Origin of the sequence: Streptomyces parvus (assembly GCF_032121415.1) — a bacterium.
Taxonomy (GTDB): Bacteria; Actinomycetota; Actinomycetes; order Streptomycetales; family Streptomycetaceae; genus Streptomyces; species Streptomyces globisporus_A.
Genome location: NZ_CP135079.1, coordinates 2,023,091 through 2,049,862 on the forward strand (window position 1 = coordinate 2,023,091; position 26,772 = coordinate 2,049,862).

Annotated in this window: 18 protein-coding genes and 1 pseudogene; 6 read left to right on the forward strand and 13 right to left on the reverse strand. The window is 72.2% G+C overall.

Going from position 1 to position 26,772, the window contains the following annotated elements; all coding sequences use genetic code 11:
* Positions 1-141 precede the first annotated feature (141 nt).
* A complete protein-coding gene (locus RNL97_RS10085) occupies positions 142-3,018 on the forward strand; it encodes an ABC transporter substrate-binding protein (RefSeq protein WP_243314013.1) in 2,877 nt (958 codons plus the stop codon).
* 53 nt (positions 3,019-3,071) lie between these two features.
* On the opposite strand, the gene hemW is transcribed toward RNL97_RS10085, so the two are convergent.
* The 3 genes from hemW to RNL97_RS10100 all read right to left on the reverse strand — a co-directional run bounded on the left by hemW (position 3,072) and on the right by RNL97_RS10100 (position 6,965).
* Positions 3,072-4,313, reverse strand: a complete 1,242-nt coding sequence (hemW, locus tag RNL97_RS10090; protein ID WP_030577421.1) for a radical SAM family heme chaperone HemW — start codon at positions 4,311-4,313, stop codon at positions 3,072-3,074.
* A 72-nt stretch (positions 4,314-4,385) separates the two neighbouring features.
* On the reverse strand, positions 4,386-6,362 hold the full coding sequence (locus RNL97_RS10095; protein ID WP_313750597.1) for a SpoIIE family protein phosphatase: 1,977 nt from the start codon (positions 6,360-6,362) through the stop codon (positions 4,386-4,388).
* A gap of 114 nt (positions 6,363-6,476) precedes the next feature.
* Entirely contained in the window at positions 6,477-6,965 is a 489-nt protein-coding gene (locus RNL97_RS10100) for a DedA family protein (protein ID WP_030577416.1), read from the reverse strand.
* Positions 6,966-7,218: 253 nt separating this feature from the next.
* On the opposite strand from RNL97_RS10100, the gene RNL97_RS10105 reads away from it, so the two are divergent.
* Complete coding sequence (locus tag RNL97_RS10105; protein WP_030577413.1) at positions 7,219-8,415, forward strand: MFS transporter; 1,197 nt, start codon at positions 7,219-7,221, stop codon at positions 8,413-8,415.
* A gap of 174 nt (positions 8,416-8,589) precedes the next feature.
* On the opposite strand, the gene RNL97_RS10110 is transcribed toward RNL97_RS10105, so the two are convergent.
* Both RNL97_RS10110 and lepA read right to left on the reverse strand, forming a co-directional pair.
* Positions 8,590-10,479 (reverse strand): AMP-dependent synthetase/ligase, encoded by a 1,890-nt coding sequence (locus tag RNL97_RS10110; protein WP_243314015.1) that lies wholly within the window; start codon positions 10,477-10,479, stop codon positions 8,590-8,592.
* 270 nt (positions 10,480-10,749) lie between these two features.
* The gene (lepA, locus tag RNL97_RS10115; protein ID WP_030577407.1) at positions 10,750-12,624 is read right to left on the reverse strand and encodes a translation elongation factor 4; all 1,875 of its coding nucleotides are present in this window, start codon (positions 12,622-12,624) and stop codon (positions 10,750-10,752) included.
* Positions 12,625-12,839: 215 nt separating this feature from the next.
* Between lepA and rpsT the strand changes: the two genes are divergently transcribed.
* Complete coding sequence (rpsT, locus tag RNL97_RS10120) at positions 12,840-13,106, forward strand: 30S ribosomal protein S20 (protein WP_006124350.1); 267 nt, start codon at positions 12,840-12,842, stop codon at positions 13,104-13,106.
* 419 nt (positions 13,107-13,525) lie between these two features.
* Here rpsT and holA read toward each other — a convergent pair whose 3' ends face one another.
* Positions 13,526-14,512: a DNA polymerase III subunit delta gene (gene holA, locus RNL97_RS10125; protein ID WP_030577402.1), complete on the reverse strand. Its 987-nt coding sequence runs from the start codon at positions 14,510-14,512 to the stop codon at positions 13,526-13,528.
* A 101-nt stretch (positions 14,513-14,613) separates the two neighbouring features.
* Here holA and RNL97_RS10130 point away from each other — a divergent pair, with 101 nt between their 5' ends.
* A complete protein-coding gene (locus tag RNL97_RS10130) occupies positions 14,614-14,859 on the forward strand; it encodes a hypothetical protein (RefSeq protein ID WP_030577400.1) in 246 nt (81 codons plus the stop codon).
* 27 nt (positions 14,860-14,886) lie between these two features.
* Here RNL97_RS10130 and RNL97_RS10135 read toward each other — a convergent pair whose 3' ends face one another.
* Positions 14,887-15,768 carry a YceI family protein gene (locus tag RNL97_RS10135; protein WP_313750598.1) on the reverse strand — a complete coding sequence of 294 codons (882 nt, stop codon included), beginning with the start codon at positions 15,766-15,768 and terminating at the stop codon, positions 14,887-14,889.
* 251 nt (positions 15,769-16,019) lie between these two features.
* Here RNL97_RS10135 and RNL97_RS33075 point away from each other — a divergent pair.
* Positions 16,020-16,271 (forward strand): annotated as a pseudogene (locus RNL97_RS33075) (transposase); the annotation flags it as partial.
* A 60-nt stretch (positions 16,272-16,331) separates the two neighbouring features.
* Here the strand turns inward: RNL97_RS33075 and RNL97_RS10145 are convergent.
* Positions 16,332-16,979 carry a DUF6518 family protein gene (locus tag RNL97_RS10145; RefSeq protein ID WP_243314018.1) on the reverse strand — a complete coding sequence of 216 codons (648 nt, stop codon included), beginning with the start codon at positions 16,977-16,979 and terminating at the stop codon, positions 16,332-16,334.
* A 282-nt stretch (positions 16,980-17,261) separates the two neighbouring features.
* Between RNL97_RS10145 and RNL97_RS10150 the strand changes: the two genes are divergently transcribed.
* Positions 17,262-17,723, forward strand: a complete 462-nt coding sequence (locus tag RNL97_RS10150; protein ID WP_313750599.1) for a pyridoxamine 5'-phosphate oxidase family protein — start codon at positions 17,262-17,264, stop codon at positions 17,721-17,723.
* Here RNL97_RS10150 and RNL97_RS10155 read toward each other — a convergent pair.
* From RNL97_RS10155 to leuS, 5 genes are all read right to left on the reverse strand, one after another.
* Positions 17,621-20,443, reverse strand: a complete 2,823-nt coding sequence (locus RNL97_RS10155) for a ComEC/Rec2 family competence protein (RefSeq protein ID WP_313750600.1) — start codon at positions 20,441-20,443, stop codon at positions 17,621-17,623. The genes RNL97_RS10150 and RNL97_RS10155 overlap by 103 nt on opposite strands.
* Positions 20,440-21,159, reverse strand: a complete 720-nt coding sequence (locus tag RNL97_RS33080) for a ComEA family DNA-binding protein (RefSeq protein WP_374115117.1) — start codon at positions 21,157-21,159, stop codon at positions 20,440-20,442. The genes RNL97_RS10155 and RNL97_RS33080 overlap by 4 nt, the downstream gene beginning before the upstream one ends.
* 531 nt (positions 21,160-21,690) lie before the next feature.
* The gene (locus tag RNL97_RS10165; protein ID WP_030577385.1) at positions 21,691-22,536 is read right to left on the reverse strand and encodes a DegV family protein; all 846 of its coding nucleotides are present in this window, start codon (positions 22,534-22,536) and stop codon (positions 21,691-21,693) included.
* Positions 22,537-22,647: 111 nt separating this feature from the next.
* Positions 22,648-23,427, reverse strand: coding sequence for a hypothetical protein (locus RNL97_RS10170; protein WP_030577381.1), 780 nt, complete (start codon positions 23,425-23,427; stop codon positions 22,648-22,650).
* 162 nt (positions 23,428-23,589) lie between these two features.
* Positions 23,590-26,463: a leucine--tRNA ligase gene (leuS, locus tag RNL97_RS10175; RefSeq protein ID WP_030577378.1), complete on the reverse strand. Its 2,874-nt coding sequence runs from the start codon at positions 26,461-26,463 to the stop codon at positions 23,590-23,592.
* Positions 26,464-26,772: the final 309 nt, after the last annotated feature.

Here is a 26,772-nt window from a genome sequence, read left to right on the forward strand (position 1 = left end):
GTCCCCGGGCCGAGGACGGTCCGTCCCGGACGATCACGTACCGATCTCTATGAATGCCTGCGTCCCACACGCACCATCGGTTATTGAGGGGTACCGAGGGGGAGAACGGGCCGGCGGTTCACGGGGGAAGGGCACGGGGCGATGGCGCGCGAGGTCTGGCGGGACAGTGCGGAGAACGAGGCGGCTTCGGCCGTCTTCCACCTGATGCAGCAGTTGATCGACCGGTACCGGGTCAACCGGCCGGTGATGCCGCTCGTGGTGGCCCAGGCGGCGGACGCCGGGGCCGGGCCGGAGATCGACGCGCGGGTGGAGCAGCTCGTGCATCAGGTGCACCGGGCCAACGAGTTACGCCGGGTGCCGGTGCGGCTGCTCGACGGCGCGGGGGCGACTCCGTACGAGGCGGCGCTCGACATGGTGCGCACGCTCTCCGAGAAGCCGTGGGAGACCCGGGAGAACACCCAGTACAAGAACTTCTCCTTCCCGCGCTCGCGGCTGCTCGGGGCGATCGAGCAGGCCACCGCGACGGTGGTCGAACAGTCCGGCGGCGACCCCTCCGAGGTCCGTGAGGAAAGGATTCTGGAGCAGTTGAGCCGGTTGCGCTGGCGGTCCGGCCGACCGCGCGGGGGGACCCGGTGGGACGCGCTGCGGCAGTCGGTGCGGCCCGAGACGTTCGTCGGGGCGCTCTTCATCGCGCTGCTCAGCGTGTTGCTCGGGGAGATCGACTGGCTGCTGACGGCCCTGGTGGCGGCGGTCGCGCTGATCGGGCTCGCCGCGGTGGGCCTGGCGAGCCGGGCCGCGCCGCCGCTGCTGTGGCTGCGCCGGGCCAGTCGCTGGTTCGCCACCACCTCCTCGCTGGCCGCGTCCAGCACGGGCTATCCGTCGGACGGCTGGTCGTGGTTCTCGCCGAGCGGGTCGTGGCGGGTGATCCGGGCGCGGGCGGCGGCGGTCGCGGAGCGGGTGGCGGACGCGGGGACGGGCGACGAGCACGCGCGCCAGTTCCACCTGGAGCTGCGGGTGCAGGCGCTGCTGGAGGATCTGCGGCACAACTACCGCCCGCACTCCCTGGACTGGCGGCGCAGCAAGCGCACGGTCCCGCCGGTGGTGTTCCTGCCCCGGGCCACGCAGGACAACGGCGGCATCCTGCTGATCAACGCGATCAACAACGTACGGTCGCGGCGCAGTGAGGTCGATCCGCTGCTGCTGCTCGCCTCGCTGCCGGCCTCCGAGATCATGCGGCACACCCCGCCGCTGCCGCCGGAGCGGCCCGGTCCGGGGGCGCCGACCGGTTCGTCCGGGGCGCGGGCCCGCTACGAGCGCTGGGTGGACGATCTGAGCCTGGGCCAGTCGCCGGTGGCCGCGGCGACCCTGGCGTGGGTGCTTCTGCTGCCGCTGTCCACCGAGAAGCTGACCCATGAGCACGCGCACGCCCAGCTCGTCACCCACCGGGTGCGGCGGACCTGGGCGTGGTGGGTGATGTCGCGGGCGACGATCGCCGCGGCCGTCGTGGGCTCGCTGCTGGGGGCGTTCCTGTGGGCCGGGCACTGGCGCGACACGTACTGCCACGGACCGCTGACCGACCGGAACACGGACGCGATCTGGCAGGGGCCGGCCGGCGACCGGGAGTGCGTGGGGGTGGCGACCGCGCCCGAGGTGCTCTTCGCGCGGGGCAACGACCTGGAGCTGAACGGGGCGGGCAAGGGCATCACGTTCGAGCGGATCGAGCAGGCGATCCGCGAGGAGAACGACGACATCGAGGCGGGCGACGCGTATGTGACGGTCGTGTACGCCGGCCCGCTCACCGCCACGGGCAAGGACCGGGAGGCGACCCGCAAGGGGCTGGAGGAGCTGACCGGGGTCTACCTCCAGCAGCGGGCGGTGAACAAGACGGTGCGCCGGTCGGTGAAGCTGCGGGTGCTGACCGCCAACGGCGGCGAGGACATGCTGCGGCAGCTCACCGCCGTGGAGAAGATCATCGAGGTGGCCCGGCGGGATCCGACGGTGGTCGGGGTGGTCGGTCTCGGCCGGAACACCCAGGAGAGCGAGAAGGCGACGAAGCTGCTCCGGGAGGCCGGACTGCCGGTGGTGAACACCACGAACTCCAGCAGCGACCTGCCCCGCGAGTACCCGAACTACTTCGGCCTCGCGGCGACGGACGAGGAGCAGACGCATGTGCTCGGTCTTGTCGCCCGGCAGATCGCGAAGGGCCTCGACCGCCCGCACGCGATCGTGCTGTCGCGCGAGGACCGCAACGGGGACCTGGACCGGTACACCGCCGAGCAGCGGGAGGCGGGCCGCAAGATGCTTCAGGACGCGGGTTTCGAGCCGGGGAAGGACGTGACGTACGACCTGGCGGGCGGGGCGAGCCTGAACACTCCGCTGACGACCATCTGCCAGGCCGAGCGGGTTCCCGACGCGCTGTACTTCGCGGGGCGGGTCGAGGACGTACCGACGCTGATGCGGGGCCTGTCCGAGACCACCGGGTGCTCGGACCGGCGGATGACGGTGTTCACCGGGGACGATCTGACGAAGGGGACGTTCGACGACTCCACGTCCATCGCGGCCAACGTCACGCTCTACCACTCCTCGCTCGCTCCGCTGGACCGGGGGAAGAACCTCGGCTTCTACGGGGACGCGTACCGCACCCTGCGGCGGCTGCACCCCGAGGGCGAGGTCACCGCGCTGGTCTCGGGGCGTCCGGCGTACGAGGACGATCTGTTCGCCAGCGGACAGACCGTGATCTCCTACAGCGCCACGGCCGCCCTGTACGACGCGGCGGCGCGCGGCGACAAGCGGCGGAGCGCGGCGGAGACGTGGGCGACGCTGCACACGGTGGACCTGAACAACATGCCGACGGGGACGATCTCGTTCAGCCGGGCGCGGTCCTCGGTCTCGGACAATGTGCACGGCCTCAACATCGTCAAGGTGGTCCGGCCGGGGCCGAGCGCGGAGCGGACCCTGGTCTGCGGCAAGCCCGCCGGGGTGGCCCCGCCGCTGACGGCGAAGGACTGCAAGCCGTGAGGGCTTCGCCCCCGGGCTCGGTCGACGCACGGTGAGGGCTTCGCCCCGGGGGCTCAGTCGACCAGGTCGCGGACGACGGCGTCGGCGAGGAGCCGCCCGCGCAGGGTGAGGACCGCGCGGCCCTTCACGTACGGTTCCGGCTCCAGCAGTCCGTCGGTCAGGGCGCGGCGGGAGGCGGCGAGACCGTCGGGTTTCAGGAGGTCCAGCGGGCAGCCCTCGCGCAGCCGCAGCTCCAGCAGGATGCGCTCGACCCGGCGGTCCTCCTCGGCGAGGATCTCGCGGCCCGCGCCGGGCGACTTGCCCTCGGCGAGCGCCTGGGCGTACGCGCCGGGGTGCTTCACGTTCCACCAGCGCACGCCGCCGACGTGGCTGTGGGCGCCGGGGCCCGCGCCCCACCAGTCGGCGCCGCGCCAGTACAGCTCGTTGTGCAGGCAGCGGCCGGCCTCGGTGGTGGCCCAGTTGGAGACCTCGTACCAGTGGAACCCGGCGGCGGCGAAGGCCTCGTCCGCGATGAGATAGCGGTCGGCGTGGGCGTCGTCGTCGGTCATCGGGATCTCACCGCGCCGGATGCGGCGGGCGAGCTGGGTGCCCTCCTCGACGATCAGGGCGTACGCCGACACGTGGTCGGGGCCCGCGCCGATCGCGGCGTCCAGGGTGGACCGCCAGTCGTCGTCGGACTCGCCGGGGGTGCCGTAGATCAGGTCGAGGTTGACGTGGTCGAAGCCCGCCGCCCGCGCCTCGGCGACACACGCCTCGGGGCGGCCGGGGGTGTGCGTGCGGTCGAGGATCTTCAGGATGTGCTGCTTGGCGCTCTGCATTCCGAAGGAGACCCGGTTGAAGCCGCCCTCGCGCAGGGCTTCGAGGTAGGCCGGGTCGACGGACTCGGGGTTGGCCTCGGTGGTGACCTCGGCGTCGTCCGCGAGCCCGAACTCGTCCTTGATCGCGGCCAGCATCCGTACGAGGTCGGCGGCGGGCAGCAGGGTCGGGGTCCCGCCGCCGACGAAGACGGTACGGACCGGGCGCGGGTCGTCGCCGAGGACCTTGCGGGCCTGGCGGACCTCCTCGATCAGGTGGACGGCGTAGTTGTCGCGGGAGGCCAGCGCACCTCCGGAGCCGCGCAGCTCGGTGGCGGTGTAGGTGTTGAAGTCGCAGTAGCCGCAGCGGGTGGCGCAGTACGGGACGTGCAGGTAGAAGCCGAGCGGGCGGTCGGCTGCGCCTTCCAGGGCATGGCGGGGCAGCGCCCCGTCGTCGGGCACGGGTTCACCATCGGGCAGTACGGAAGGCATACCGCCCATTGTCGCTCGCCGCCGGAGCTTCCCGGACCGGGCGGGCCCGGGGGTCCGGTCCGGGCCCGTTCCGTCCGCGTGTCAGTCCGCGTGCAGGACCAGCAGGGCCACGTCGTCGTCCGGGGGCTGCTCGGCGAACTCGTGGACCGCGCGCCGGATCTTCTCAGCGGTCGCCTCGGCGGGCAGCCCGGCGCACCCGGCCAGCACCCGGGCCAGCCCGTCCCCGTCGTCGAACATCAGCGGGCCCGACCGCCGCTCGGTCACCCCGTCGGTGACGCAGAGCAGGGTGTCCCCGGGCGCGAGGTCGAAGACCTGGCTCTCGTACGCCACGTCCTCGACGACCCCGAGCAGCACCTGGGGCTCGGCGGCCGGGCGTACGGTGCCGTCGGGGCGCAGCAGCAGCGGCAACGGGTGTCCGGCGCTGGCCACCGTGCAGCGGACCCCGCCGTCGGGGAGCGGCACGACCTCCCCGTACAGCAGGGAGAGGAACCGCGACTGGGTGCCGTCGTGGAGCTGCCGGCCCCCGGCTGCGGCGACCATCAGGGCGGCGGCCTCGGCGGCCTCCATGGCGTCGTCGAGGAGGAGCCGGTTCAGCCGGTCCAGGACCTTGCCGACGCCGAAGCCCTCCCGGGAGAGCAGACGGAGCCAGGGGCGGGCGAGACCGGTGACGACGGCCGCCTCCGGGCCCGAGCCCTGGACGTCGCCGAGGACGAAGCACCAGCGGTCGCCGGGGCACGGGAAGATGTCGTAGAAGTCACCGCCGACCACCCCGTCGTCGCTCGGTTCGTAGACGAGGGAGCTGGTCACGCCGGGGATGTCCGCGACCTTGCTGGGGAGCAGGCCGCGCTGGAGGATCCGGCTGATGGTGGCCTGCCGGGTGTAGGCGCGGGCCGCGCCGACGGCGAGGCCGAGGCGGCGGACGAAGTCCTCGATCAGCGAGGAGACGGCCTCGGGTACCCGGGCGACGCCCTCCCGCCCGACGAGGACGGTGCCGAGCATCCGGCCCCCGGCGGTGATGCGGAACGCGAGCGCGGCCCCGTCCCGGCCGCCGGGGTGCGGCGGCGCGGCGTCCTCGGCCCCACCGGGTTGATCGGCGGGGTGGCCGGGGTGCTCGGGCCAGGGCACGGGGACGGGGCCGGAGCCCGCCCCGGCGGGAAGGGTGAGCGGGGCCCGCTCCAGAGCGGTGCGCAGGGGCTCGGCGCCGGTCTCGTCGCTGTGCCAGACCCGGGCCGGCCGGGGTTCGGCGGCCGGTCCCCCGCCCTCGGTCTCCAGCCAGATCGCGCACCAGTCCGCGAGCCGGGGCACCAGCAGCTGGCCCGCTATGGCGGCCACGAGGTCCTCGTCGAGCTGCCCGGCGAGGAGGTCGGAGGCCTCGGCGAGGAAGGCCGGGGCGCCGCGGCTGTCCCAGACCGCGTCGTCGCGTTCGGTGCGCCGGGCGGCGGGGGCGAGGATCTCGGCGGCGCGCAGGCCGCGCCGGAGTGCCTCCCCGTCGGGCGGGGCGAGCGGGGCGCTCCAGTCGTCGACGGGCAGGCGGGCCCAGACGGTCTTGAGGCCGGTGCGGTAGGTGATGCCCCAGGAGTCGGCGAGGGTGGCGACGAGCTGGAGGCCCCGGCCGTACTCGGCGGGGTCCGGCAGCTCCCCGGCGACCGCCGCGTCCGGTTCCGGCCCGGGCTCCGGCTCGTCGCCGCTGACCGGGCGGGCCGGGTGGTGGTCGGTGACCTCCAGGACGAGGGCGGCGGACGGCTCGTCACCGCCGTCCTCCTCCAGCCTGAGGACCAGGTCGACGGTGGTGCCGGCGTGCACGACGGCGTTGGTGACCAGCTCGTTGGTGACGGTCACGGCATCGTCGGCCAGCCGGTCGCTGAAGCCCACGGCGGCGGGCACCCCGAGCCCGGTCCACTCCGCGAGCGCGGCCCGGACGAACCGCCGGGCGGCGGACGGGGCGAGCGGTATCCCGGGCAGGCTGGTGCGGCTGGCCAGGCGCGGGCCGTGCGCGCCCCCGGCACGGATGGTGCCGGGACGCTGCGCGGTGTCCCGCTGCAGGGGAATGGGCGCCACGGGGCGGCTCCTCCGGTCGGACGACACCGACAGAGTGACAGACCGGCCGCATCCATAAGCACCGAGTTACGGAAGTGAGCGGAAAATCGAGCAGATTCGAACGCGCGGGACGGGTTACGACATGTCGGAAGCGGCGTCACCGGAGGACGGGACGGCCGCCGGGCGTCGCCTGCGGTGGACCACCGCGCCGCCCACCGCGAGCAGGAGGACGACCACGGCGGACACCCCGTAGGCCGTGTGCTCGGCGAAGAGCCGCCCCAGCCCCTTGAGGACACCGAAGCCGGCGGTCGCGTAGATCAGCGCCCAGGCGGCCCCGCCCGCGAACAGGGCCGGGAGGTAGCGCGACAGGGGCATCCGCATGCTGCCCGCGAGGAAGTTGGCGGCGGTCTGGAACCCGACCGTCAGGAAGGAGACGGCCACCACCGGCGCGCCCCAGCGCTGGATCGCCCGCTCGGCACGCCGGAACTTCGCCGAGGAGGTCCGCGCCGCGAACCTGCTGCGCCGGGCACCGGCTCCGGCGAGCCACCCGACGGCGAACGTCCCGCCTGCGCGCAGCAGGACGATGACGTACAGGGCTCCGGCCGCGAGCGCGATCTCATCCACGAGACCTCGCCCCGGGCCCGGGCGCCCGCCGGGCACGAGCCCGGTCACCGTCTCCCACCTGCACCCCGCCTCTACCTGTTCCGTCCGCCGGGTACCACACCAGGCAAGGCCAGCCTAACCGGGCGCGCATACGGCGGGCACCGGCCCCCTGGTCACGCCCGGACGAAAGGGCCGACGAAACACTTACCACTCGGTCGGAATTCACCGCCCCCGCGAGTGTACGTTCGTACGCTCTGGAGCTAGGGTCGTCCGCATGACCGTCGACATCGAGACACGGCCCCTCCCCGCCGCACGCCACGCGCGGGCCGCCGTAGCCGTCCTGTTCTTCACGAACGGGGCGCTGTTCGCCAACCTGCTGCCGAGGTATCCGCAGATCAAGGAGGATCTGGCGATCGGCAACGGCGCCTACGGTCTCGCGGTCGCCGCGTTTCCCGCAGGGGCCATCACGGCCGGCCTCGCGGCGGGGGTGCTCGTGCGCCGCATGGGCTCGGCGCGGGTCGCGGTGCTCGGGACCCTGCTGATGGCCGCGGGGATCCTGGTCGCCGGTCTGGCCCCGTCGGTCGCCCTGTTCGCGACCGCCCTGTTCCTGGCCGGAGCCATGGACGCGCTCACGGACGTCGCCCAGAACGCGCACGGCCTTCGGGTGCAGCGGCTCTACGGGCGGTCCATCCTCAATTCCTTCCACGCCATCTGGTCCATCGGCGCCGTCACCGGAGGGCTGATGGCCGCGGGGGCGATGTCGCTGGGCCTGTCGCTCGGCGTCCATCTCGCGGTCTCGGGCGCCGTCCTCGTCGCCGCCGCCGTGGCCGCACTGCGCTTCTGTCTCCCCGGACCGGACAGCGAACCCGAGGAGACCGGCCCGGAGCGGCGCGGTACGGAAGGGGCGCGCGGCACCTCGCGCGTCGGGCCGGTGCTGGCGGCGCTCGTCCTGCTCGCCACGGCGGGGACGCTCGTGGAGGACGCGGGGAACTCCTGGGCCGCCCTCTACCTGAGCGACGCCCTGCACGCCTCCGCGGCTCTCGCCGCCTGGGGCTTCATCGCCCTGGTGGGAGCCCAGTTCATCGGGCGCATCATCGGGGACCGCCTCGTCGACCGCTTCGGCCGGCGTGCCGTGGCCCGGGCCGGCGGTCTGATCACCGCGGTCGGCATGGGGCTGGCCCTGGCGGTGCCGACGCTGCCCGGCACCGTCCTGGGCTTCGCCCTGGCCGGATTCGGGGTGGCGACCCTGGTGCCCGCCGCGATGCACGAGGCCGACGCGCTGCCCGGCCTCAAGTCAGGCTCGGGCCTGACGATCGTCTCCTGGCTCATGCGCCTGGGCTTCCTGCTGTCGCCGCCGGTCGTCGGCCAGGTCGCCGACGCGGCCGGCCTGCGCACCGGCCTGCTGGTGATCCCTGCCGCCGGAGTGCTGGTGGTGCTGCTCGCCGGAGTCCTGCGAGCCCGCCGCGGCTGAGGCGGCGGGAGCGGCCCGTGGTCCCTCCGAGCGCCGCGCAAGCACGCGGCGCTGCCCTTTGCGCCCGGCGCGGGGGAGAACAAACGGGCGGGGAGCCCGGGCCCCGTGAGGGCCCGCACTCCCCGCCGTGCCCGTCCGGGGCCGAGCCCCCGGACGGGTTCACGCGCGCAGCCGCTAAGCCTCGCGCGAGCCTGCGTACATCTCGTCGATGAGCCCCTGGTACTCGCGCTCGACGACCGGCCGCTTCAGCTTGAGGCTGGGGGTCAGCTCGCCGTGCTCGACATCCAGGTCGCGCGGCAGCAGCCGGAACTTCTTGATGGTCTGCCAGCGCTGGAGGCCCTCGTTGAGGCGCTTGACGTACCCGTCGATCAGCTCGACGGTCTGCGGGGCCGCGACGACCTCCGCGTACGACTTGCCCTCCAGGCCGTTCTCGGCGGCCCAGCCGAGGACGGTGGGGCCGTCGAGCGCGATGAGCGCGGTGCAGAAGTTACGGTCCGCACCGTGCACCAGGATGTTGGAGACGAACGGGCAGACCGCCTTGAACTGGCCCTCGACCTCCGCCGGGGCGACGTACTTGCCGCCCGACGTCTTGATCAGGTCCTTCTTGCGGTCGGTGATGCGGAGGTAGCCGTCGGCCGACAGCTCGCCGATGTCCCCGGTGTGGAACCAGCCGTCCGACTCCAGGACCTCCTCGGTCTTGTCGGGCAGCTTGTGGTAGCCCTGCATGATGCCGGGGCCGCGCAGCAGGATCTCGCCGTCGTCCGCGATGCGCACCTCGGTGCCGGGGAGCGGCTTGCCGACGGTGCCGGTGCGGTAGGCCTCGCCCGGGTTGACGAAGGAGGCGGCGCTGCTCTCGGTGAGGCCGTAGCCCTCCAGGATGTGGACCCCGGCGCCCGCGAAGAAGTAGCCGATGTCCGGGGCGAGGGCGGCGGAGCCGGAGACACAGGCGCGCAGCCGGCCGCCGAAGGCCTCACGGATCTTGGAGAAGACGAGCGCGTCGGCGACCTTGTGCTTGGCGCCGAGCGCGAAGGGGACGGACGCCTTGCCGGTGCGCCGGAAGTTGTCCTGGGAGACCTTGGCGTACTCGCGTGCCACCCCCGCCGCCCACTGGAAGATCTTGTACTTCGCGCCGCCGCCCGCACGCGCCTTGGACGCGACCCCGTTGTAGACCTTCTCGAAGATCCGGGGGACGGCGGCCATGTAGGTCGGCTGGACGACCGGCAGATTCTCGATGATCTTGTCGATGCGGCCGTCGACCGCGGTGACGTGGCCGACCTCGATCTGGCCCGAGGTGAGGACCTTGCCGAAGACGTGGGCGAGCGGCAGCCAGAGGTACTGCACGTCGTCGGCGTTGATGAGGCCGGTCGAGACGGTGGCCTTGGCCATGTACGACCAGTTGTCGTGCGGCAGCCGTACGCCCTTGGGCCGGCCGGTGGTGCCGGAGGTGTAGATGAGCGTGGCGAGCTGGTCGGCGGTGATGGCGGCGACCCGCTCGGTGACCGCGTCCGGGGTCTTGGCGAGCAGCTCGTTGCCCCGGGCCTCCAGCTCCGCGAGGGTGATGATCCAGCCCTCGGGGTCGCCCTCGGCGGGTTCGACGCCGGCCGGGTCGATGACGACGACATGGGCCAGGTCGGGCAGCTCGGCGCGGCACTCGCGGGCCTTGGCCAGCTGTTCGGCGTCCTCCGCGACGAGGACGCGGCTCTCGGAGTCCGCCAGGATGAACGCGGACTCCTCGGCGTTCGTGGAGGGGTAGATCGTCGTGGTCGCGGCGCCCGCGCACATCACCCCGAGGTCGATGAGGATCCACTCCACCCGGGTGGCCGAGGAGAGGGCGACCCGCTCCTCCGGCTGCACGCCGAGCGCGATCAGCCCGGCCGCGATCGCGTAGACCCGCTCCGAGGCCTGGCCCCAGCTCAGCGACTTCCAGTCGTCGGGGCCCTCGCCCGAGGCCGACGGCACCGGATAGCGGTACGCCTCCCCGTCCGGGGTCGCCGCCACGCGGTCGATGAAGAGGGACGCCACGGAGGGCGGCCGGTTATCGATCAAGGTCTGTGTGTCGCTCACGACGTCCTCCGGGCCTGCGGCATTGCTACGACCGGCTTCTTTGATCCTGCGACTACTGCTGCTGTCCTGCTGCGCAACCTGCTTGTTCGGCTTGTTTAACTGGCGAGTAACCAACGATGCGTGATCAGAGTAGAGCGCACGCGCGCCCCACGTAAGAGGCAACGGGCCGCCGCTTTCATAACGAAAGGGCCCTCACGCCGCACGTTACTGCGGGCGTAAGGGCCCTGGGCGCCGTTCGACGGCCGGGGTCGAGTGGCGGGCGGGGGCGGGCTACTTCTTGCCCTTGCTCTCCCCCGCGGACTCGTCGGTCGACAGGACGGAGATGAAGGCGTCCTGCGGCACCTCCACGTTGCCGACCATCTTCATCCGCTTCTTGCCCTCCTTCTGCTTCTCCAGCAGCTTCCGCTTACGGGAGATGTCACCGCCGTAGCACTTGGCGAGGACGTCCTTGCGGATGGCGCGGACGGTCTCACGGGCGATGACCCGGGCGCCGATGGCCGCCTGGATCGGCACCTCGAAGTTCTGCCGGGGGATGAGCTTCTGCAGCTTGGCGACGAGCCGGACGCCGTACGCGTACGCCTGGTCCTTGTGCGTGACCGCGGAGAACGCGTCCACCTTGTCGCCGTGCAGCAGGATGTCGACCTTGACGAGGTTGGCCGCCTGCTCGCCGGTGGGCTCGTAGTCGAGGGAGGCGTACCCGCGTGTCTTGGACTTCAGCTGGTCGAAGAAGTCGAAGACGATCTCCGCGAGCGGCAGGGTGTAGCGGATCTCGACCCGGTCCTCGGAGAGGTAGTCCATGCCGAGCATGGTGCCGCGCCGGCCCTGGCACAGCTCCATGATCGCGCCGATGAACTCGCTCGGGGCCAGCACCGTGGCGCGGACGACCGGCTCGTGCACCTTGTCGATCTTGCCCTCGGGGAACTCACTCGGGTTGGTGACGATGTGCTCGGTTCCGTCCTCCATCTCGACCCGGTAGACCACGTTGGGGGCGGTGGCGATCAGGTCGAGCCCGAACTCGCGCTCCAGCCGCTCGCGGACCACGTCCAGGTGGAGCAGGCCGAGGAAGCCGACGCGGAAGCCGAAGCCGAGCGCGGCGGAGGTCTCCGGCTCGTAGACCAGGGCGGCGTCGTTGAGCTGGAGCTTGTCCAGTGCCTCGCGCAGGTCCGGGTAGTCGGAGCCGTCCAGCGGGTAGAGCCCCGAGAACACCATCGGCTTCGGGTCCTTGTAACCACCCAGCGGCTCGGTCGCCCCGTTGCTCAGGGAGGTGATCGTGTCGCCGACCTTGGACTGCCGGACGTCCTTCACACCGGTGATGATGTAGCCGACCTCGCCCACGCCGATGCCGTCGGCCGGGGTCATCTCCGGGGAGGACACCCCGATCTCCAGCAGCTCGTGGGTGGCGTTGGTCGACATCATCCGGATGCGCTCGCGCTTGTTGAGCTGGCCGTCCACGACACGGACGTAGGTGACGACCCCGCGGTACGAGTCGTAGACCGAGTCGAAGATCATCGCGCGGGCGGGGGCGTCCGCGACGCCGACCGGGGCCGGCACGTCCCGTACGACCCGGTCGAGCAGCGCGTCCACGCCGACGCCGGTCTTGGCGGAGACCTTGAGCACGTCCTCGGGCTGGCAGCCGATGAGGTTGGCCAGCTCCTCGGAGAACTTCTCCGGCTGCGCGGCGGGGAGGTCGATCTTGTTGAGCACCGGGACGATGGTGAGGTCGTTCTCCATCGCGAGGTAGAGGTTGGCCAGCGTCTGGGCCTCGATGCCCTGCGCGGCGTCGACCAGCAGGACCGTGCCCTCGCAGGCGGCGAGCGAGCGGGAGACCTCGTAGGTGAAGTCCACGTGCCCCGGGGTGTCGATCATGTTGAGGACATGGGTCAGCCCCTTGTCCTCACCCTCGGTGGGCGCCCAGGGCAGCCGGACCGCCTGGGACTTGATGGTGATGCCGCGCTCGCGCTCGATGTCCATCCGGTCGAGGTACTGAGCACGCATCTGCCGCTGATCGACCACACCGGTCAGCTGGAGCATCCGGTCGGCAAGGGTCGACTTGCCGTGGTCGATGTGCGCGATGATGCAGAAATTGCGGATCAGCGCCGGGTCGGTACGGCTCGGCTCGGGCACGTTGGAAGGAGTCGCGGGCACGCAGGGTCCTGATTCTTGAGACGCCGAACGCCGTGTCTCGGGTCGATGTCGGGTCGGTCGGATCGATACGTAGGCTCCATCGTCCCACGCCTGCGGGGCAGCGACCGGTTTGGGCCGGTCGGAGAGTGACTGCTACCGTGGACAGCTGTGCCTCGTGGCTCTCACGAGCGGCGGGGCTCACCTAGAAGATCCAACGAACCTGAAAAGGCTCTTTCGTGGCGAACATCAAGTCCCAGATCAAGCGGAACAAGACCAACGAGAAGGCGCGCCTGCGCAACAAGGCCGTCAAGTCGTCGCTCAAGACCGCGATCCGCAAGGCCCGCGAGGCCGCCGCTGCCGGTGACGTCGAGAAGGCCACCACGGCCGCCCGCGACGCCTCCCGCCAGCTCGACAAGGCTGTCTCGAAGGGTGTCATCCACAAGAACGCCGCCGCCAACAAGAAGTCGGCGCTGGCGTCCAAGGTTGCCGCCCTGTCGGCCTGAGCTTCTTCCCGAAGCTCACTGATGTGATCGCCGGGACGGACCAGCGGGCCCTCTCTCCCGCCCCTGACCGGCACCCCGCGCCGCACACCGAACCTGCGTTCGCCACGCGGGTGCGGCGCACCCCAGCATGACCCGGAAGCCCCGGTCCCCGATCTCCCCAGATCGAGAACCGGGGCTTCCGTGCGTACAGGCCCACTCCCCAGCCGGTCCGGGGCACCCCGAGCCCATCCGCGCACCACCCAGCCCGTCCGGCGCTCGATGCCGGAACCGGCGATCACACGAGAGGACGCACCTTCGGGCACGGCGCGGAGGCCATCCCAGCCGGTCCGGGGCAATCCCAGCCCGTCCGGCGCTCAAGGGCGGAACCGGTCACTCCAGGGCCCAGCAACACCGCGGCGAACCCACCCCGCCCGAGAGGCCTACCGCCCCGCCCGCGCGGCCCGAGCCACAACGACGACGGCCTTCTCCAGGGCGTACTCGGGATCGTCCCCCCCGCCCTTCACCCCCGCGTCCGCCGCAGCCACGGCCCGCAGGGCCACCGCCACCCCGTCCGGCGTCCAGCCCCGCATCTGCTGCCGCACCCGGTCGATCTTCCACGGCGGCATTCCCAGCTCCCGGGCAAGATCAGCCGGCCGCCCGCCCCTCGCGGAGGACAGCTTCCCGATCGCCCGCACCCCCTGCGCCAGCGCACTGGTGATCAGCACGGGCGGCACCCCGGTCGACAGCGACCACCGCAACGCCTCCAGCGCCTCCGCCGCACGCCCCTCGACCGCCCGGTCGGCGACGGTGAACGACGACGCTTCGGCCCGCCCGGTGTAATAGCGCCCGACGACCGCCTCGTCGATCGTGCCCTCGACGTCCGCGATCAGCTGGGACACCGCACTGGCCAGCTCCCGCAGATCGCTGCCGATGGAGTCGACCAGCGCCTGGCACGCCTCCGGCGTCGCGGACCGCCCGTGGGTCCGGAACTCCGACCGTACGAACGAGAGCCGCTCGGCGGGCTTGGTCGTCTTCGGGCAGGCGACCTCCCGCGCCCCCGCCTTGCGCGCCGCGTCCAGCAGCCCCTTGCCCTTGGCCCCGCCCGCGTGCAGCAGGACGAGTGTGATCTCCTCGACCGGCGCACCGAGATACGCCTTGACGTCCTTGACCGAGTCGGCCGAGAGGTCCTGCGCGTTGCGCACGATCACGACCTTGCGCTCGGCGAAGAGCGAAGGGCTGGTGAGCTCGGCGAGCGTGCCGGGCTGCAATTGGTCGGACGCCAGATCACGTACGTCCGTGTCGGCGTCGGCAGCACGCGCGGCCGCCACCACCTGCTGCACCGCACGGTCCAGGAGGAGGTCCTCCTGGCCCACGGCGAGGGTGACGGGGGCGAGCGGATCGTCGGTGGAATTCTTCCTGGTGGCCATCGCGATCCAGCATCCCACGCCCCGCTGACAGCCAAGGACGGCCAGGGCGGCCCGGGCGGCCCGGGGCATGCGCCAGGGCCCGGGTACCGGAGAATGTCCGGGTGAGCGATGTGAGACATGTACTGGTGCTGCCCGACCGCGACGCCGCCGAGGAGGTGGCCGAGGAGTTGGCGGACCGCTTCGGGGTCGCCGAGGAGCCCCAGCTCGTACGGGACGCGCTGGCCGGCGAGGACGACGCCGAGGACGCCCAGTGGCTGGTCGTCGTGGAGGACGCGACCGAGCGCCTGGACCCGGCCGCGCTCGACGAGCTCGCCGCCGAGTACGAAGGCTGGCTGGAGAAGCCGTAGCCGCTCCGACGCCCTCGCCCGGCCGATTCAGCCCCGGGGAACGATCTGGATGTCCAGGTCGATGCTGATGCTGGGCCCCACCACCGCGATCCCGCGCGCCAGCATGGTCTGCCAGGTGAGGGTGAAGTCCTCGCGGTGCAGTTCGGTGGTGGCCCGGCAGGCGGCGCGCGTCTCGCCCTCCAAACCGCTGCCGAGACCGAGGTACTGGGTGTCCAGTGTCACCGTACGGCTGACGCCGTGCAGGGTCAGCGCACCGGTGACACCCCAGCGGTTGCCTCCCCGGTGGACGAAGCGCTCGCTGTAGAACTCCAGCGTCGGACAGCGGCCGACGTCGAGGAAGTCCCCGGAGCGCAGATGGTCGTCGCGCATCTGCACATTGGTGTCGATCGACGCCGCGTCGATGATCACGTGCAGGGCGGAGTCCTCCATCCGGTCGGCGATCCGGACCGCCCCGGCGAAGGTGTTGAACCTGCCGTGGATGCGGGCCAGCCCGATGTGCCGGGCGGTGAAGCCGATCTGGGAGTGGTTCGGCTCGATGTCCCAGTCGCCGGGGTCGGGCAGCTGCGGGGGCTGCGCAACCTGGAGGGTCACATCGCCCAGCGTGGCGTGGGCCCCCTCGGTCACCGTCGCCGCCCCGTGGAACGGGGCGAACCCCTCGGCCTTGACCGCCAGTCGGTAGTCACCGGCCGGAAGCATGGCGAGCAGACTGCCGAAGGGGTCCGTCTCACCGGCGGTCACCTTGCGGCCGAGGCTGTCGGTCAGGACGAACTCGGCCTGCTGGACCGGTTCGTTGACCGGGTCCAGCACCCGGCAGCTGAGCACCCCCGCGGTACGGGGTACCCGGACTCCGGCGAGGACCCCACCGCGCCCACCCGCCTGGCCTCTGTTTCCCAGCCAACGGCCGAACATCTCTTCCGTCCCCCCAGGCACGCTTCGCACTTCGGGGCCCTGACAGCTGGACGTCTTCGTCGGATCAGCGGCCCGCCGACGAGCATGCATTCGATCACTGATGCGGCGTTCGAGGCAAACGGAGTGCCTCGGAATGAGTTGTACGGAGGTGTTACCGAAGGTCCGAATTCGCAGCGTCCTAGGCCGTGCCGCCAACTGTTTTGGGTGGTGGACCATGGGGTCGTGATACGTCGTCATGAACTGCCGGATGCCGAGTGGGAGTTCGTCCGGCCATGGCTGCCCGTGTCGTCGCGGGGGCCGACCAGTCCCGCAACCGGGCCCGGCGAGGCAGCCGCGGAGGCCGCCCGCCGGCCTTCGACCGCGAGGCGTACAAGCACCGCAACGTCATCGAACGCTGCTTCAACCACCTCAGACAATGGCGCGGCATCGCCACCCGCTACGAGAAGACCGCCCAGTCCTACGAAGCAGCCGTCACCCTCGCCTCACTCCTGACGTGGGCCCGATATCGCATGACAAGCCTCGTGGCCGTCGCTGACAGCCGTGCCCCTGCCCGGCGGGCCCACTCAGCCGGACACCGCGCCCAGGAGGCCGTAGAGGATCTGATAGGTGGCGAAGGACGCGGGGATCGCCACAGCGAGGCTCAGACCGCGTTCCTTCCAGGTCCGCCCCAACAGCAGCGGAAGACCGCAGGCGAGAGCACCGCAGACCACCGCCTGCGGTAGGTACTCCAGGCCGAGCCAGTAGTGGAGGCCTTCACTGCCGAAAAGGCCGCCGAGTGCGCCGAGCGCCACGTAGCGCAGCCAGGGTCGAGTACCGCGTCTCGACCACGCGCCCACGACGCCGAACAGGGGTCCCGCGGCGCACGCCATCGCCAGCCAGAGCAGTGGAAATGTGAGCGAACCCATTCCGTCCCGCCCGAACTCGGCGTACCCGTAGTAGCCGACGACGAGGCCGATCTCCGCCAGGGCTCCGGCTGCCGCCGGAAGGCGATGGCCGTCGGTGCGGTGTGCGAGGGATGCGCCCGCGGCAAATGCGAACATCGTCCACACCGCACCGGAGTTCGCCACGTTGTTCCACGCCCCGGGCAGCCAGCCCTGCGCCAGGTTCGTCAGGATGCCCCCGACGAGCCCTGCGCCGAGGCACAGAACAGCCGCACCCGGGGCGTTCTTCACGCGCAGGCGGGGTGAAACGATCGGATCGGTAGCAGCCATGCCCCGACTATACACAGCGTCTATACACCTGGTTTATACGCGCGGTTTATAGCTGGACGTAGGTCATCGCACGGGCGGTTGACACCACTCACCGAGATCCGGTCAGGCGGGGACGCAACCAGCCGGCTGGCGACAAGGCCGAGGATTTCGGGGACGGCGGGCTTGCACAGCAGGCGACGACAGGCGAGGAGCGAGGCATTGGCGGAAGTGCGGCCCAGAGGGCTCCTGCCCGAGGCCCTGGCCCGAGGCGCGGAGCGGCGGCCGCCCTCCAGCGTGTCGATCATGACCGAGTACGAGCTCCCGCGCAGCCGGGAACAGGGCAAGCAGGACGTCCTGGACCACCTGCGGCAGGAGGAGGACGCGTGGGTGGCGACGGCGTCCCCGGACGGTGTTCCCACCCTGGTGCCGCTGTCGTTCCTCTGTGAGGACGACAGCGGCGCGCTGGTGATGGCCACCCGGCGGACCAGTCCGGCGGCCGCCATCGTGACTCCCCACGGGCTGATCCGGGTCACCGCGGGCCACACCCGCGACGTGGTGCTGATCGAGGGCGAGGGGAGGATCGTGGAAGCGACGGACCTTCCCCCCACGACGAGGGACGCCTTCGCCGCGAAACTCCGGGGGTGGCGGCCGAGCGGCCCCCGCTATGTGTTCCTGCGCATCACCCCCCGCACCGTGCGCACCTGGCGCGAGGAGAACGAACTCGCCGACCGCGACCTGATGCGCACCGGCACCTGGCTGCCCTGACCCGCGCGCTCCGGGGAGCCGAGTGCGGTACGGGTCTGGGCGGCCGGCGGGCGGGCGGGGCCGGCTCTCGCGGTGTCACGACGGCCCACCGCCCGCAGTTCCTCCCCCGCGCCCGCCACCGCGATCGGGCCGTCGGTGTCGGTGCGCAGGACCCTGGCCCCCGCAGCCCCGAGAGCGGCCACCGTGCGGGGTGAGGGGTGGCCGTACGGGTTGCCGGCACCGCAGGAGATGAGCGCCAGCCTCGGCCGTACGCTGCGGAGCAGCCCGGCGTCCTGGAAGGCCGAGCCGTGGTGGGCCACCTTGAGGACGTCCACCGGACCCGGCGCCTCCCGCCCGCGCAGCAACTCCCGCTGGGCCGGGGGTTCGAGGTCCCCGAGGAGCAGCAGCGTCAGCCCTCCGGCCGCCCGGACCCGCAGGGTGACGCTGGAGTCGTTCGCCTCGCGCACCGCCGCCTCCTCCACTCCCCCGGGTCCGGGGCGGGGCCAGAGGACCCGCCACTCGACCGGGCCCGACCGGCGGCGCTCACCGGCCACGGCCCGCACCGTCGGGACCCGTGCCGCGGCTGCCGCCCTCCGGACGAATGCGGCCTGTTCGGGCGGCTCTTCGAGGCTCGTCGTCTGGATCGCGCCCACCGCCCTCCCCCGGAGCACTCCCGGCAGCCCGCGCACATGGTCGGCGTGGAAGTGGGTGAGGACAACGAGCGGGACCCGGGTCACCGCCAGATCGCGCAGGCACCGGTCGACCGCCCCGGGATCGGGTCCGGCGTCGACGACCACCCCCGTGCCCTCCCCCGCCGCGAGGACCATCGCATCGCCCTGCCCCACGTCGCAGAGCGCGAACGACCAGTCGGGCGGCGGCCATCCGGTCATGATCCGGGTCAGGGGGACCGGCCGCAGCACCGCCAGCACCAGAAGCAGCCCGGCAGCACCGCAGATCCAGGGGTGACGGGCCAGCCTCGGCGCCAGGAGCGCGGCCAGGACCGTGAGTCCGGCCAGCAGCGCAGCTCCGGACCACCCTCCGGGCCACTGCGCCTCGGCCCCGGGAAGGCCCGCCCCCGTCCGGGCGACCGTGGCGATCCACCCGACCGGCCAGCTCGCGACCCACGCCAGCGCCTCGGCCACCGGCGGGGCGACCGGGGCGACGGCCAGGGCCGCAAACCCGAGCACCGTCGCCGGCGCCACCGCGAACTCCGCCAGCAGATTGCACGGGACCGCCACCAGACTGACCCGCGAGGCCAGGACCACCACCACGGGCGCGCACACGGCCTGCGCGGCCGCCGCCGCGGCCAGTACCTCGGCAAGCCTGCCCGGCACCCGCCGCGCCCGCAGTGCGACGCTCCACCGCGGCGCGAGCGTCAACAGCGCACCGGTGGCCAGGACCGACAGCAGGAATCCGTAACTCCGGGCGAGCCACGGGTCGTAGAGCACCAGGAGGACGACAGCGGCCGCCAGGGCGGGGATCAGGGATCTCCGGCGGCCCGTCCCGATCGCGAGGAGGGTGATCAGCCCGCAGGCCGCCGCACGGAGCACGCTCGGTTCCGGGCGGCACACGACGATGAACGCGAGGGTCAGCACACCGCCGATCACCGCGGTCCCGCGCAGGGAGAGCCCCAACAGAGGTGCCAGACCTCGCCGTTCCGCGCTCGACGCCGAGCCCGGCGGCCCGACGAGAAGGAAGAGCAGCACGGACAGATTGGCTCCGGAAACACTGAGCAAGTGCGTCAGATCGGTCGCTTTGAAGGCGTCGTGGAGTTCGGGCGGGACCCTGGAGGTGTCGCCGACCACCAGCCCCGGCAACAGCGCACGCGCATCCGCGTCCAGACCGTCCGTCGCCTCCCGCAGCCCGGCGCGCAGGCCTCCCGCCGCGCGCTGGATCCCCGTCGGGGGCCGGGTGATCCGGGGCTCTCCCTCGTCGTCCACCCGCAGGACCGCGGCGAGGCGTTCGCCGTCGTGTGCGGGTGGCGAGAGCCGGCCGGTGAGCCGGAGCCGGGTGGACGGCAGCAACTGCCGCCAGTCCGCCCGGTGGTCGCCCGCCGCGACCATGAGCAGCACCGGTGTCCGGACCCGGGTGCTCGGCCCGTCCGGCGTCCGCGCCTCCGTGACCTCGGCGTCGATCAGGAGAAGGGCCGGGGCGCTGTGGTTGCCCCGTACCGCCGGTCGGGCCGTCCGGGGATCCGAGGTCACCCGCACCTCGGCGTCGATCCGCGCGTACTCCCTGGCAAGCCCGGGCACGGGCCCGCGCCGCACATCGGCCCCGTGCAGCCCGGCCACGGCCGCACCCGCCGCCGCGCAGAGAAACACGGCTCCCCCGGCGGCGAGCACCCCGGCCCGCCCGACGGCTCTCCCAGCCCGGGGCGCTCCGCCGGCCCTCCCGGCCCCGGACTCTCCGACGGCCCTCCCGGCCCGGGACCCTCCGATCACCCTCCCCCGCCGAGTGGCACGCGCGGCCGCCAGCAGCAGGCCGAGCGCCGGTACCGAACAGGCGACGGCCACGACGACCGCTCCTCGCCCCGAAAGGCCCAGCGTCGCCGCCGCTGCCGCCCAGACCGCCAGGGCGGGCGGAACGAGCCGCAGATCCGTGGGCCCCTCCCGCCGCGGCCCCTTCCCTGCCGCGCCCGCATCCCCCTCCTCGCCCGCGTTCCCGGCGCTGCCCCGGTCCACGTCCGGGGAGTCGGGCCGGGACTCGTTCCGGCAGTCGAGCCGGGCCGCACGGCTGCTCATGGCCGTACCAGCGGCTGGAGGTCGGCGAAGCGGCGGTCGCCGATCCCGTTGACCTGCCGGAGTTCGTCGACGGATCGGAATCCGTTGTTCTCCGTGCGGTAGTCGATCATGTGCTGGGCCAGCACGGGTCCGACCCCCGGCAGGGTTTCGAGCTGCTCTGCGGTCGCCGTGTTCAGGCTCAACGGCACCGAAGGCCCGGCCCCGCCCGGCGCGCCAGGCGCCCCGACCCCACCGCCTCGGGCCGTCCCGGTGACCGGGGGGCCCGGGAGAAGGCCCACGGCGACCTGTTCCCCGTCCACCAGGACCCGTGCCCGGTTGAGTCCCGTGACATCCGTGCCGGCGCGCACCCCGCCCGCCGCCTCGAGCGCGTCCTCCACCCGTGACCCCGCCGGAAGCCGGCGGACGCCCGGCCGGTGCACCCTGCCGCTCACATCGACGACGATCTGCCCGCTCCCGCTCGGGAGCTCCCCGGCAGCCGGACGGGGAGGCGGATCGGGGGCGCCGGACCGTAACGGATCCGGTGGCAGCGCGGAGGCCGCCGCTTCGTCCGCGACCGGTTCCGGCACACGCACGGCCTGGGGCCGTACGGACCAGAAGTGCACGGTGGCCACGGCCACGGCGGCGAGCAGCACCAGACCGAGCACCACCGGCGTACGCGGCGCCATCCCGCACCGCAGCCGCACCCACAGCGGCAGCCGCTCCCGCACCGCCGACACGAGACGACGCGCCCCAGACGTATCGCCGGGCACCTCTCCCACGGTTTCGGGTCGAGGTGTGGGCACTGGTGTCGACGCCGGCACAGGTGGCTCCGCCGGCTCATGGACCGCTACGGGCACGACATCGCTCACGAGCCCAAAAGCGCCTGAAATCAGCGCATCCGCCCGGCGACGCGCAGCCGCCGACGCGAGGGCGCTCCGCCCTCGCGCGGACCGACGCCCGCCGTGTCGCGGACCGGGGCGGGCCCCGGGCCGCACACCCGCCCGGCCGCTCGGGCGCGTGCCGGGGCCGTACCTCGCCCGAGCACGCGTGGACGTGGACGATGAATCAGAGGAGTCGGACGAGGACGCAGAAGTGATCGGAGCGTCGGGAGCCGACGCCCGAGAAGATCGAAGGGCCATGCCTCACGACGTTAGGCACATCCGCCGAAACCCGCTGAGCAGCACTGATTCCTGTGGACAGCCCGGCGGTTGTGGAAAACTCGGCCACTCCGCGGAGTGAATCTCCCCAGCGGGATCAGCGCAGGCGGATCACCGCAAGGAGATCACCGCGCCGAGCAGTCCCGGCCCCGTGTGCGCCCCGATCACCGCGCCGACCTCACTGACGTGGAGGTCGACGAGGCCGGGCACGCGTTCGCGCAACCGCTCCGCCAGGCGATCCGCGCGCTCCTGGGCTGCGAGGTGGTGGACGGCGATGTCCACCGGGGCCGAACCCGCCCGCTCGGCGACGATCTCCTCCAGGCGGGCGATCGCCTTGGACGCCGTCCGCACCTTCTCCAGCATCTCGATCCGCCCCCCGTCGAGCTCCAGGATCGGCTTGACCGCCAGCGCGGATCCCAGCAGGGCCTGTGCCGTGCCGATCCGGCCGCCCCGGCGCAGATAGTCGAGCGTGTCGACATAGAAATACGCCGAGGTGCCCGCGGCCCGCTTCTCCGCCGCCGACACCGCCTCGTCCAGGCCGCCGCCCGCCTCGGCGGCCTCCGCCGCCGCGAGAGCGCAGAACCCCAGGGCCATGGCGACCATGCCGGTGTCCACCACACGTACCGGAACGGGGGCGTCCTTGGCCGCGAGCTGCGCGGCGTCGTACGTGCCCGAGAACTCCGACGACAGGTGCAGCGACACCACCGCGCCCGCCCCCCTCTCGGCCGCCGCCCGGTAGGCCGCGGCGAAGACCTCGGGGCTGGGGCGGGACGTGGTCACGGAGTGGCGTTTCTGCAGAGCCAGGGCGAGCGAGCGGGCGGAGATCTCCGTGCCCTCCTCCAGCGCCCGGTCGCCCAGGACGACGGTCAGCGGCACTGCGGTGATGCCGTGCCGTTCCATCGTCGGGCGCGGCAGGTAGGCCGTGGAATCGGTGACGATAGCGACATGGCGGGACATGAGCCGGAGGTTACCCGGCGGGGTGGGAGTGCGGCAGCCCGGCCCCGGCCCTCTGATCATTCCTGGCCGCTTCGGAACGCATCCGTTCGGGCCCGAACCGACCCGCGTGCGTCAGTTCGTCGTTTCCGGCCGGGTGGACTTCTGCCAGGGGTAGGTCGTGCGCAGCCGCGGGTCCGGTGCGGTGATCGCCTGCGGGCTCTCCTCGCGGGCCGGTCCGGACCACGCCTCCTCGGCCGTGCTGCCGCCCGCCGAAGGATCTGCCGGGGCCGCCGGCTCCGGCCAGTCCGTCCCCGGGCCCGGGGACGTGGCGGAGGCGCCCGCGCCGGACGCCTGCGGCGACGGCTCGTCCACGGCCCAGTGCCGCAGCGCCCCGGCCTCGATGTCGATCTGTGCGTTCAGCGCGTCCAGGTCGTCGTCGGCGAACTGCCGCGCCCGGTCCCGCGCCGCCCAGCGCAGCGACTCCGCGGAGTGCGTGATCCGCTGCGTACGCTCCCGCAGCTTGGGCAGCAGGCCCGCGACCGTCGCCCGGTCCGGCTCGCGCTCCAGCCTCTTCAGCTCGTCGTCGAGCTCCAGGCCGTGGGCGCTCAGCCGCCGGAACAGGTCCACCGACTCCGCCAGCGAGGCATCCTCGGCGACACCGGCGTGCAGGGCGTCCTGCGTGGCCCGCATCGAGGTGCGCAGGGAGAGCCGCAGCTGTGCGAGCTCGCCCGCGACACCCACCTGCCCGAAGCTCTTGGCCCGGAGCGTGGTGTCCTCCACCGTGCGACGGGCCTGCGTGATCGTGCGGTCCACGCCCCGCTTGGCCGCGCCGACGGCCTTCACGGTCGCGTAGACACCCAGCGCGACGAACGCGACCAGGAGCAGCGCGAGGATCGTGATCGCGGCTTCCATGAATGCCCCTCGGTGTCTCGATACGGCCGCCCGGTACCGGTCGCCCCCTCCACCGTAAACGGAACGGGCAGGCCGAGGGTTCCTTCGGAACCCCCAACCTGCCCGTAGGGGATGGCCCCCACCGCTCACAGGGCCGTAACACCGCCGCTCTCCGCGTCATCGTCACGCAGGGACGATGTTCACCAGCTTCGGCGCCCGCACGATCACCTTGCGGATGCCCGCCCCGCCCAGCGCGGCGACAACCGCCTCGTCGGCCAGGGCCAACGCTTCCAACTCCTCGTCCGTGATGGAGGGAGAGATCTCCAGGCGGGCCCGGACCTTGCCCTTGATCTGGACGACGCAGGTGACGGTCTCGTCGACCACGTAAGCCGGATCGGCCACCGGGAAGTCCTGGTGGACGACGGAGTCGGTGTGGCCCAGCCGGCGCCACAGCTCCTCCGCGATGTGCGGGGCCAGCGGGGCGATCAGCAGGACCAGCCGTTCCGCGACCGAGCGCGACAGCGGACCGCCGGCCTTCGTCAGATGGTTGTTCAGCTCGGTGACCTTGGCGATGGCGGTGTTGAACCGCATCCCCGCCATGTCCTGGCCGACCCCGTCGATCGCCTTGTGCAGGGCGCGCAGGGTCTCCTCGCCGGGCTCCGTGTCGACGACGGTGACCTCGCCGGTCTCCTCGTCGACGACGTTGCGCCACAGACGCTGCAGCAGGCGGTACTGGCCGACCACGGCACGCGTGTCCCAGGGACGCGACACGTCCAGGGGGCCCATCGCCATCTCGTACAGGCGCAGGGTGTCCGCGCCGTACTCCGCGCAGATCTCGTCCGGCGTGACCGCGTTCTTCAGGGACTTGCCCATCTTGCCCAGGACGCGGCTGACCTTTTCGCCCTCGTAGTAGAACGCGCCGTCGCGCTCCTCCACCTCGGCGGCGGGAACGGCGATGCCCCGGCTGTCGCGGTAGACGAAAGCCTGGATCATGCCCTGGTTGTACAGCTTGTGGAACGGCTCGGCGGAGGAGATGTGGCCCAGGTCGTGCAGCACCTTGGACCAGAAGCGCGCGTACAGCAGGTGCAGCACGGCGTGCTCGGCCCCGCCGACGTACAGGTCGACGCCGCCGGTGGGCTGACCTTCACGCGGGCCCATCCAGTACTGCTCGATCGACGGGTCGACCAGCTGACGGTCGTTGTTCGGGTCCAGGTAGCGCAGCTCGTACCAGCAGGAACCGGCCCAGTTGGGCATGGTGTTGGTCTCGCGGCGGTACTTCCGCGGACCCGCCCCGTCGCCCAGGTCCAGCGTGACGTTGACCCAGTCGGCGTTGCGCGACAGCGGGGTCTCGGGCTGGGCGGACGCGTCCTCCGGGTCGAAGGTGCGCGGGGAGTAGTCCTCTACCTCGGGCAGCTCCAGCGGCAGCATCGACTCGGGCAGCGGGTGGGCGATGCCGTCCTCGTCGTACACGATCGGGAAGGGCTCGCCCCAGTAGCGCTGCCTGCTGAACAGCCAGTCGCGCAGCCGGAAGTTGACGGTGCCCTCGCCGACACCGTGCTCACGCAGCCACTCGGTGATCTTCGCCTTGGCATCGACGACGCCCAGGCCGTCCAGTGAGATCTCGTCGTTGGCCGAGTTGACCAGCTTCGCGTCGTACGAGCTGAAGGCGTCGTCCCACGTGGCGGGATCGGTGCCGCGGTCGTCGGAAGGCTGGACGACACAGCGCATCGGCAGCTCGAAGGCGCGTGCGAAGGCGAAGTCGCGCGCGTCGTGCGCCGGTACGGCCATGATCGCGCCGGTGCCATAGCCCATCAGGACGTAGTCCGCGATGAAGACGGGGACCTTCTCGCCACTGACGGGGTTGGTGGCGTACGCGCCGGTGAAGACACCGGTCTTGTCCTTGGCCTCGGCCTGCCGCTCGACGTCGGACTTGGCGGCGGCCTGCTTGCGGTACGCGGTGACGGCCTCGGCCGGGCTCGCGTGGCCACCGGTCCACACCGGGTGGGTGCCCTCGGGCCAGGCGGCCGGAATGATCCGCTCGACCATGTCGTGCTCGGGCGCCAGGACCATGTAGGTCGCGCCGAACAGGGTGTCCTGGCGGGTGGTGAAGACGGTGATACCGCCCGCGGTGTCCACCGGGAACTCGACCCGGGCGCCCTCGGAGCGGCCGATCCAGTTGCGCTGCTGCAGCTTGATCGCCTCGGGCCAGTCCAGCCCGTCCAGGTCGTTCAGCAGCCGGTCGGCATAGGCGGTGATGCGCATGTTCCACTGGCGCAGCTTGGCCTTGAAGACGGGGAAGTTCCCGCGCTCGGAACGGCCGTCGGCAGTGACCTCCTCGTTGGCCAGGACGGTGCCCAGGCCGGGCGACCAGTTCACCGGGGCGTCGGAGGCGTACGCCAGTCGGTACTGGCTCAGCAGGTCGGCGCGCTCGGTGGCGCTCAGCGCGCTCCACTCACGGCCGTCGGGGGTCGCGCGCGTGCCGTTCTCGAACTGCTCGACCAGTTCGGCGATCGGGCGGGCCCTGTCGGCCTCGGTGTCGTACCAGGAGTTGAAGATCTGCAGGAAGATCCACTGCGTCCACTTGTAGTACTCGGCGTCGATCGTCGCGAAGGAGCGGCGGTTGTCGTGGCCCAGTCCCAGCCGGCGCAGCTGGACCTTCATGTTCTCCATGTTGGCCTCGGTGGAGACCCGGGGGTGGGTGCCCGTCTGCACCGCGTACTGCTCGGCGGGCAGGCCGAACGCGTCGAAGCCCAGGGTGTGCAGCACGTTGTGGCCGGTCATCCGCTGGTGGCGGGCGTAGACATCGGTGGCGATGTAGCCCAGCGGGTGTCCGACGTGCAGACCCGCACCCGAGGGGTACGGGAACATGTCCATGATGAACTTCTTGGGCTTGGCGGCCAGTTCGGGGTCGCCCGCCAGGTCACCGGTGGGGTTTGGCGCCTCGTACGTCCCCTCGGCGTCCCAGAAGTCCTGCCAGCGTGCCTCGATGTCGGCGGCCATCGCCGCCGTGTAGCGGTGCGGCGCGGCCGTCTCGGCAGCGGAATTCGTCTCGCTCATGATCCTCAAAGCTCCATCGATCGTCATCTGCCGGGAAACGAAAAATCCCCTCGCACAGGAGGGGACGCCGCGCTGACTCCGACCAGGCGTTCTCACCGGTCGGGACTCTTCAGCGCGGCTCGCTAAGCAGAAGGCGTACGGCACGCATGGCGTCAGGGTACCGCACGGGCCCGGAGACGAGCGGGGCGTGACCGGGGGGGGCGGACACCACGCGCACGAGACCGGGCCCCCACTGCCCGCACGCCCTCTCGCGCGCCGCCTGCCGCCCTTCGCACACCACTCTCCGTAGTCGGAACATGGCGTTCCCGT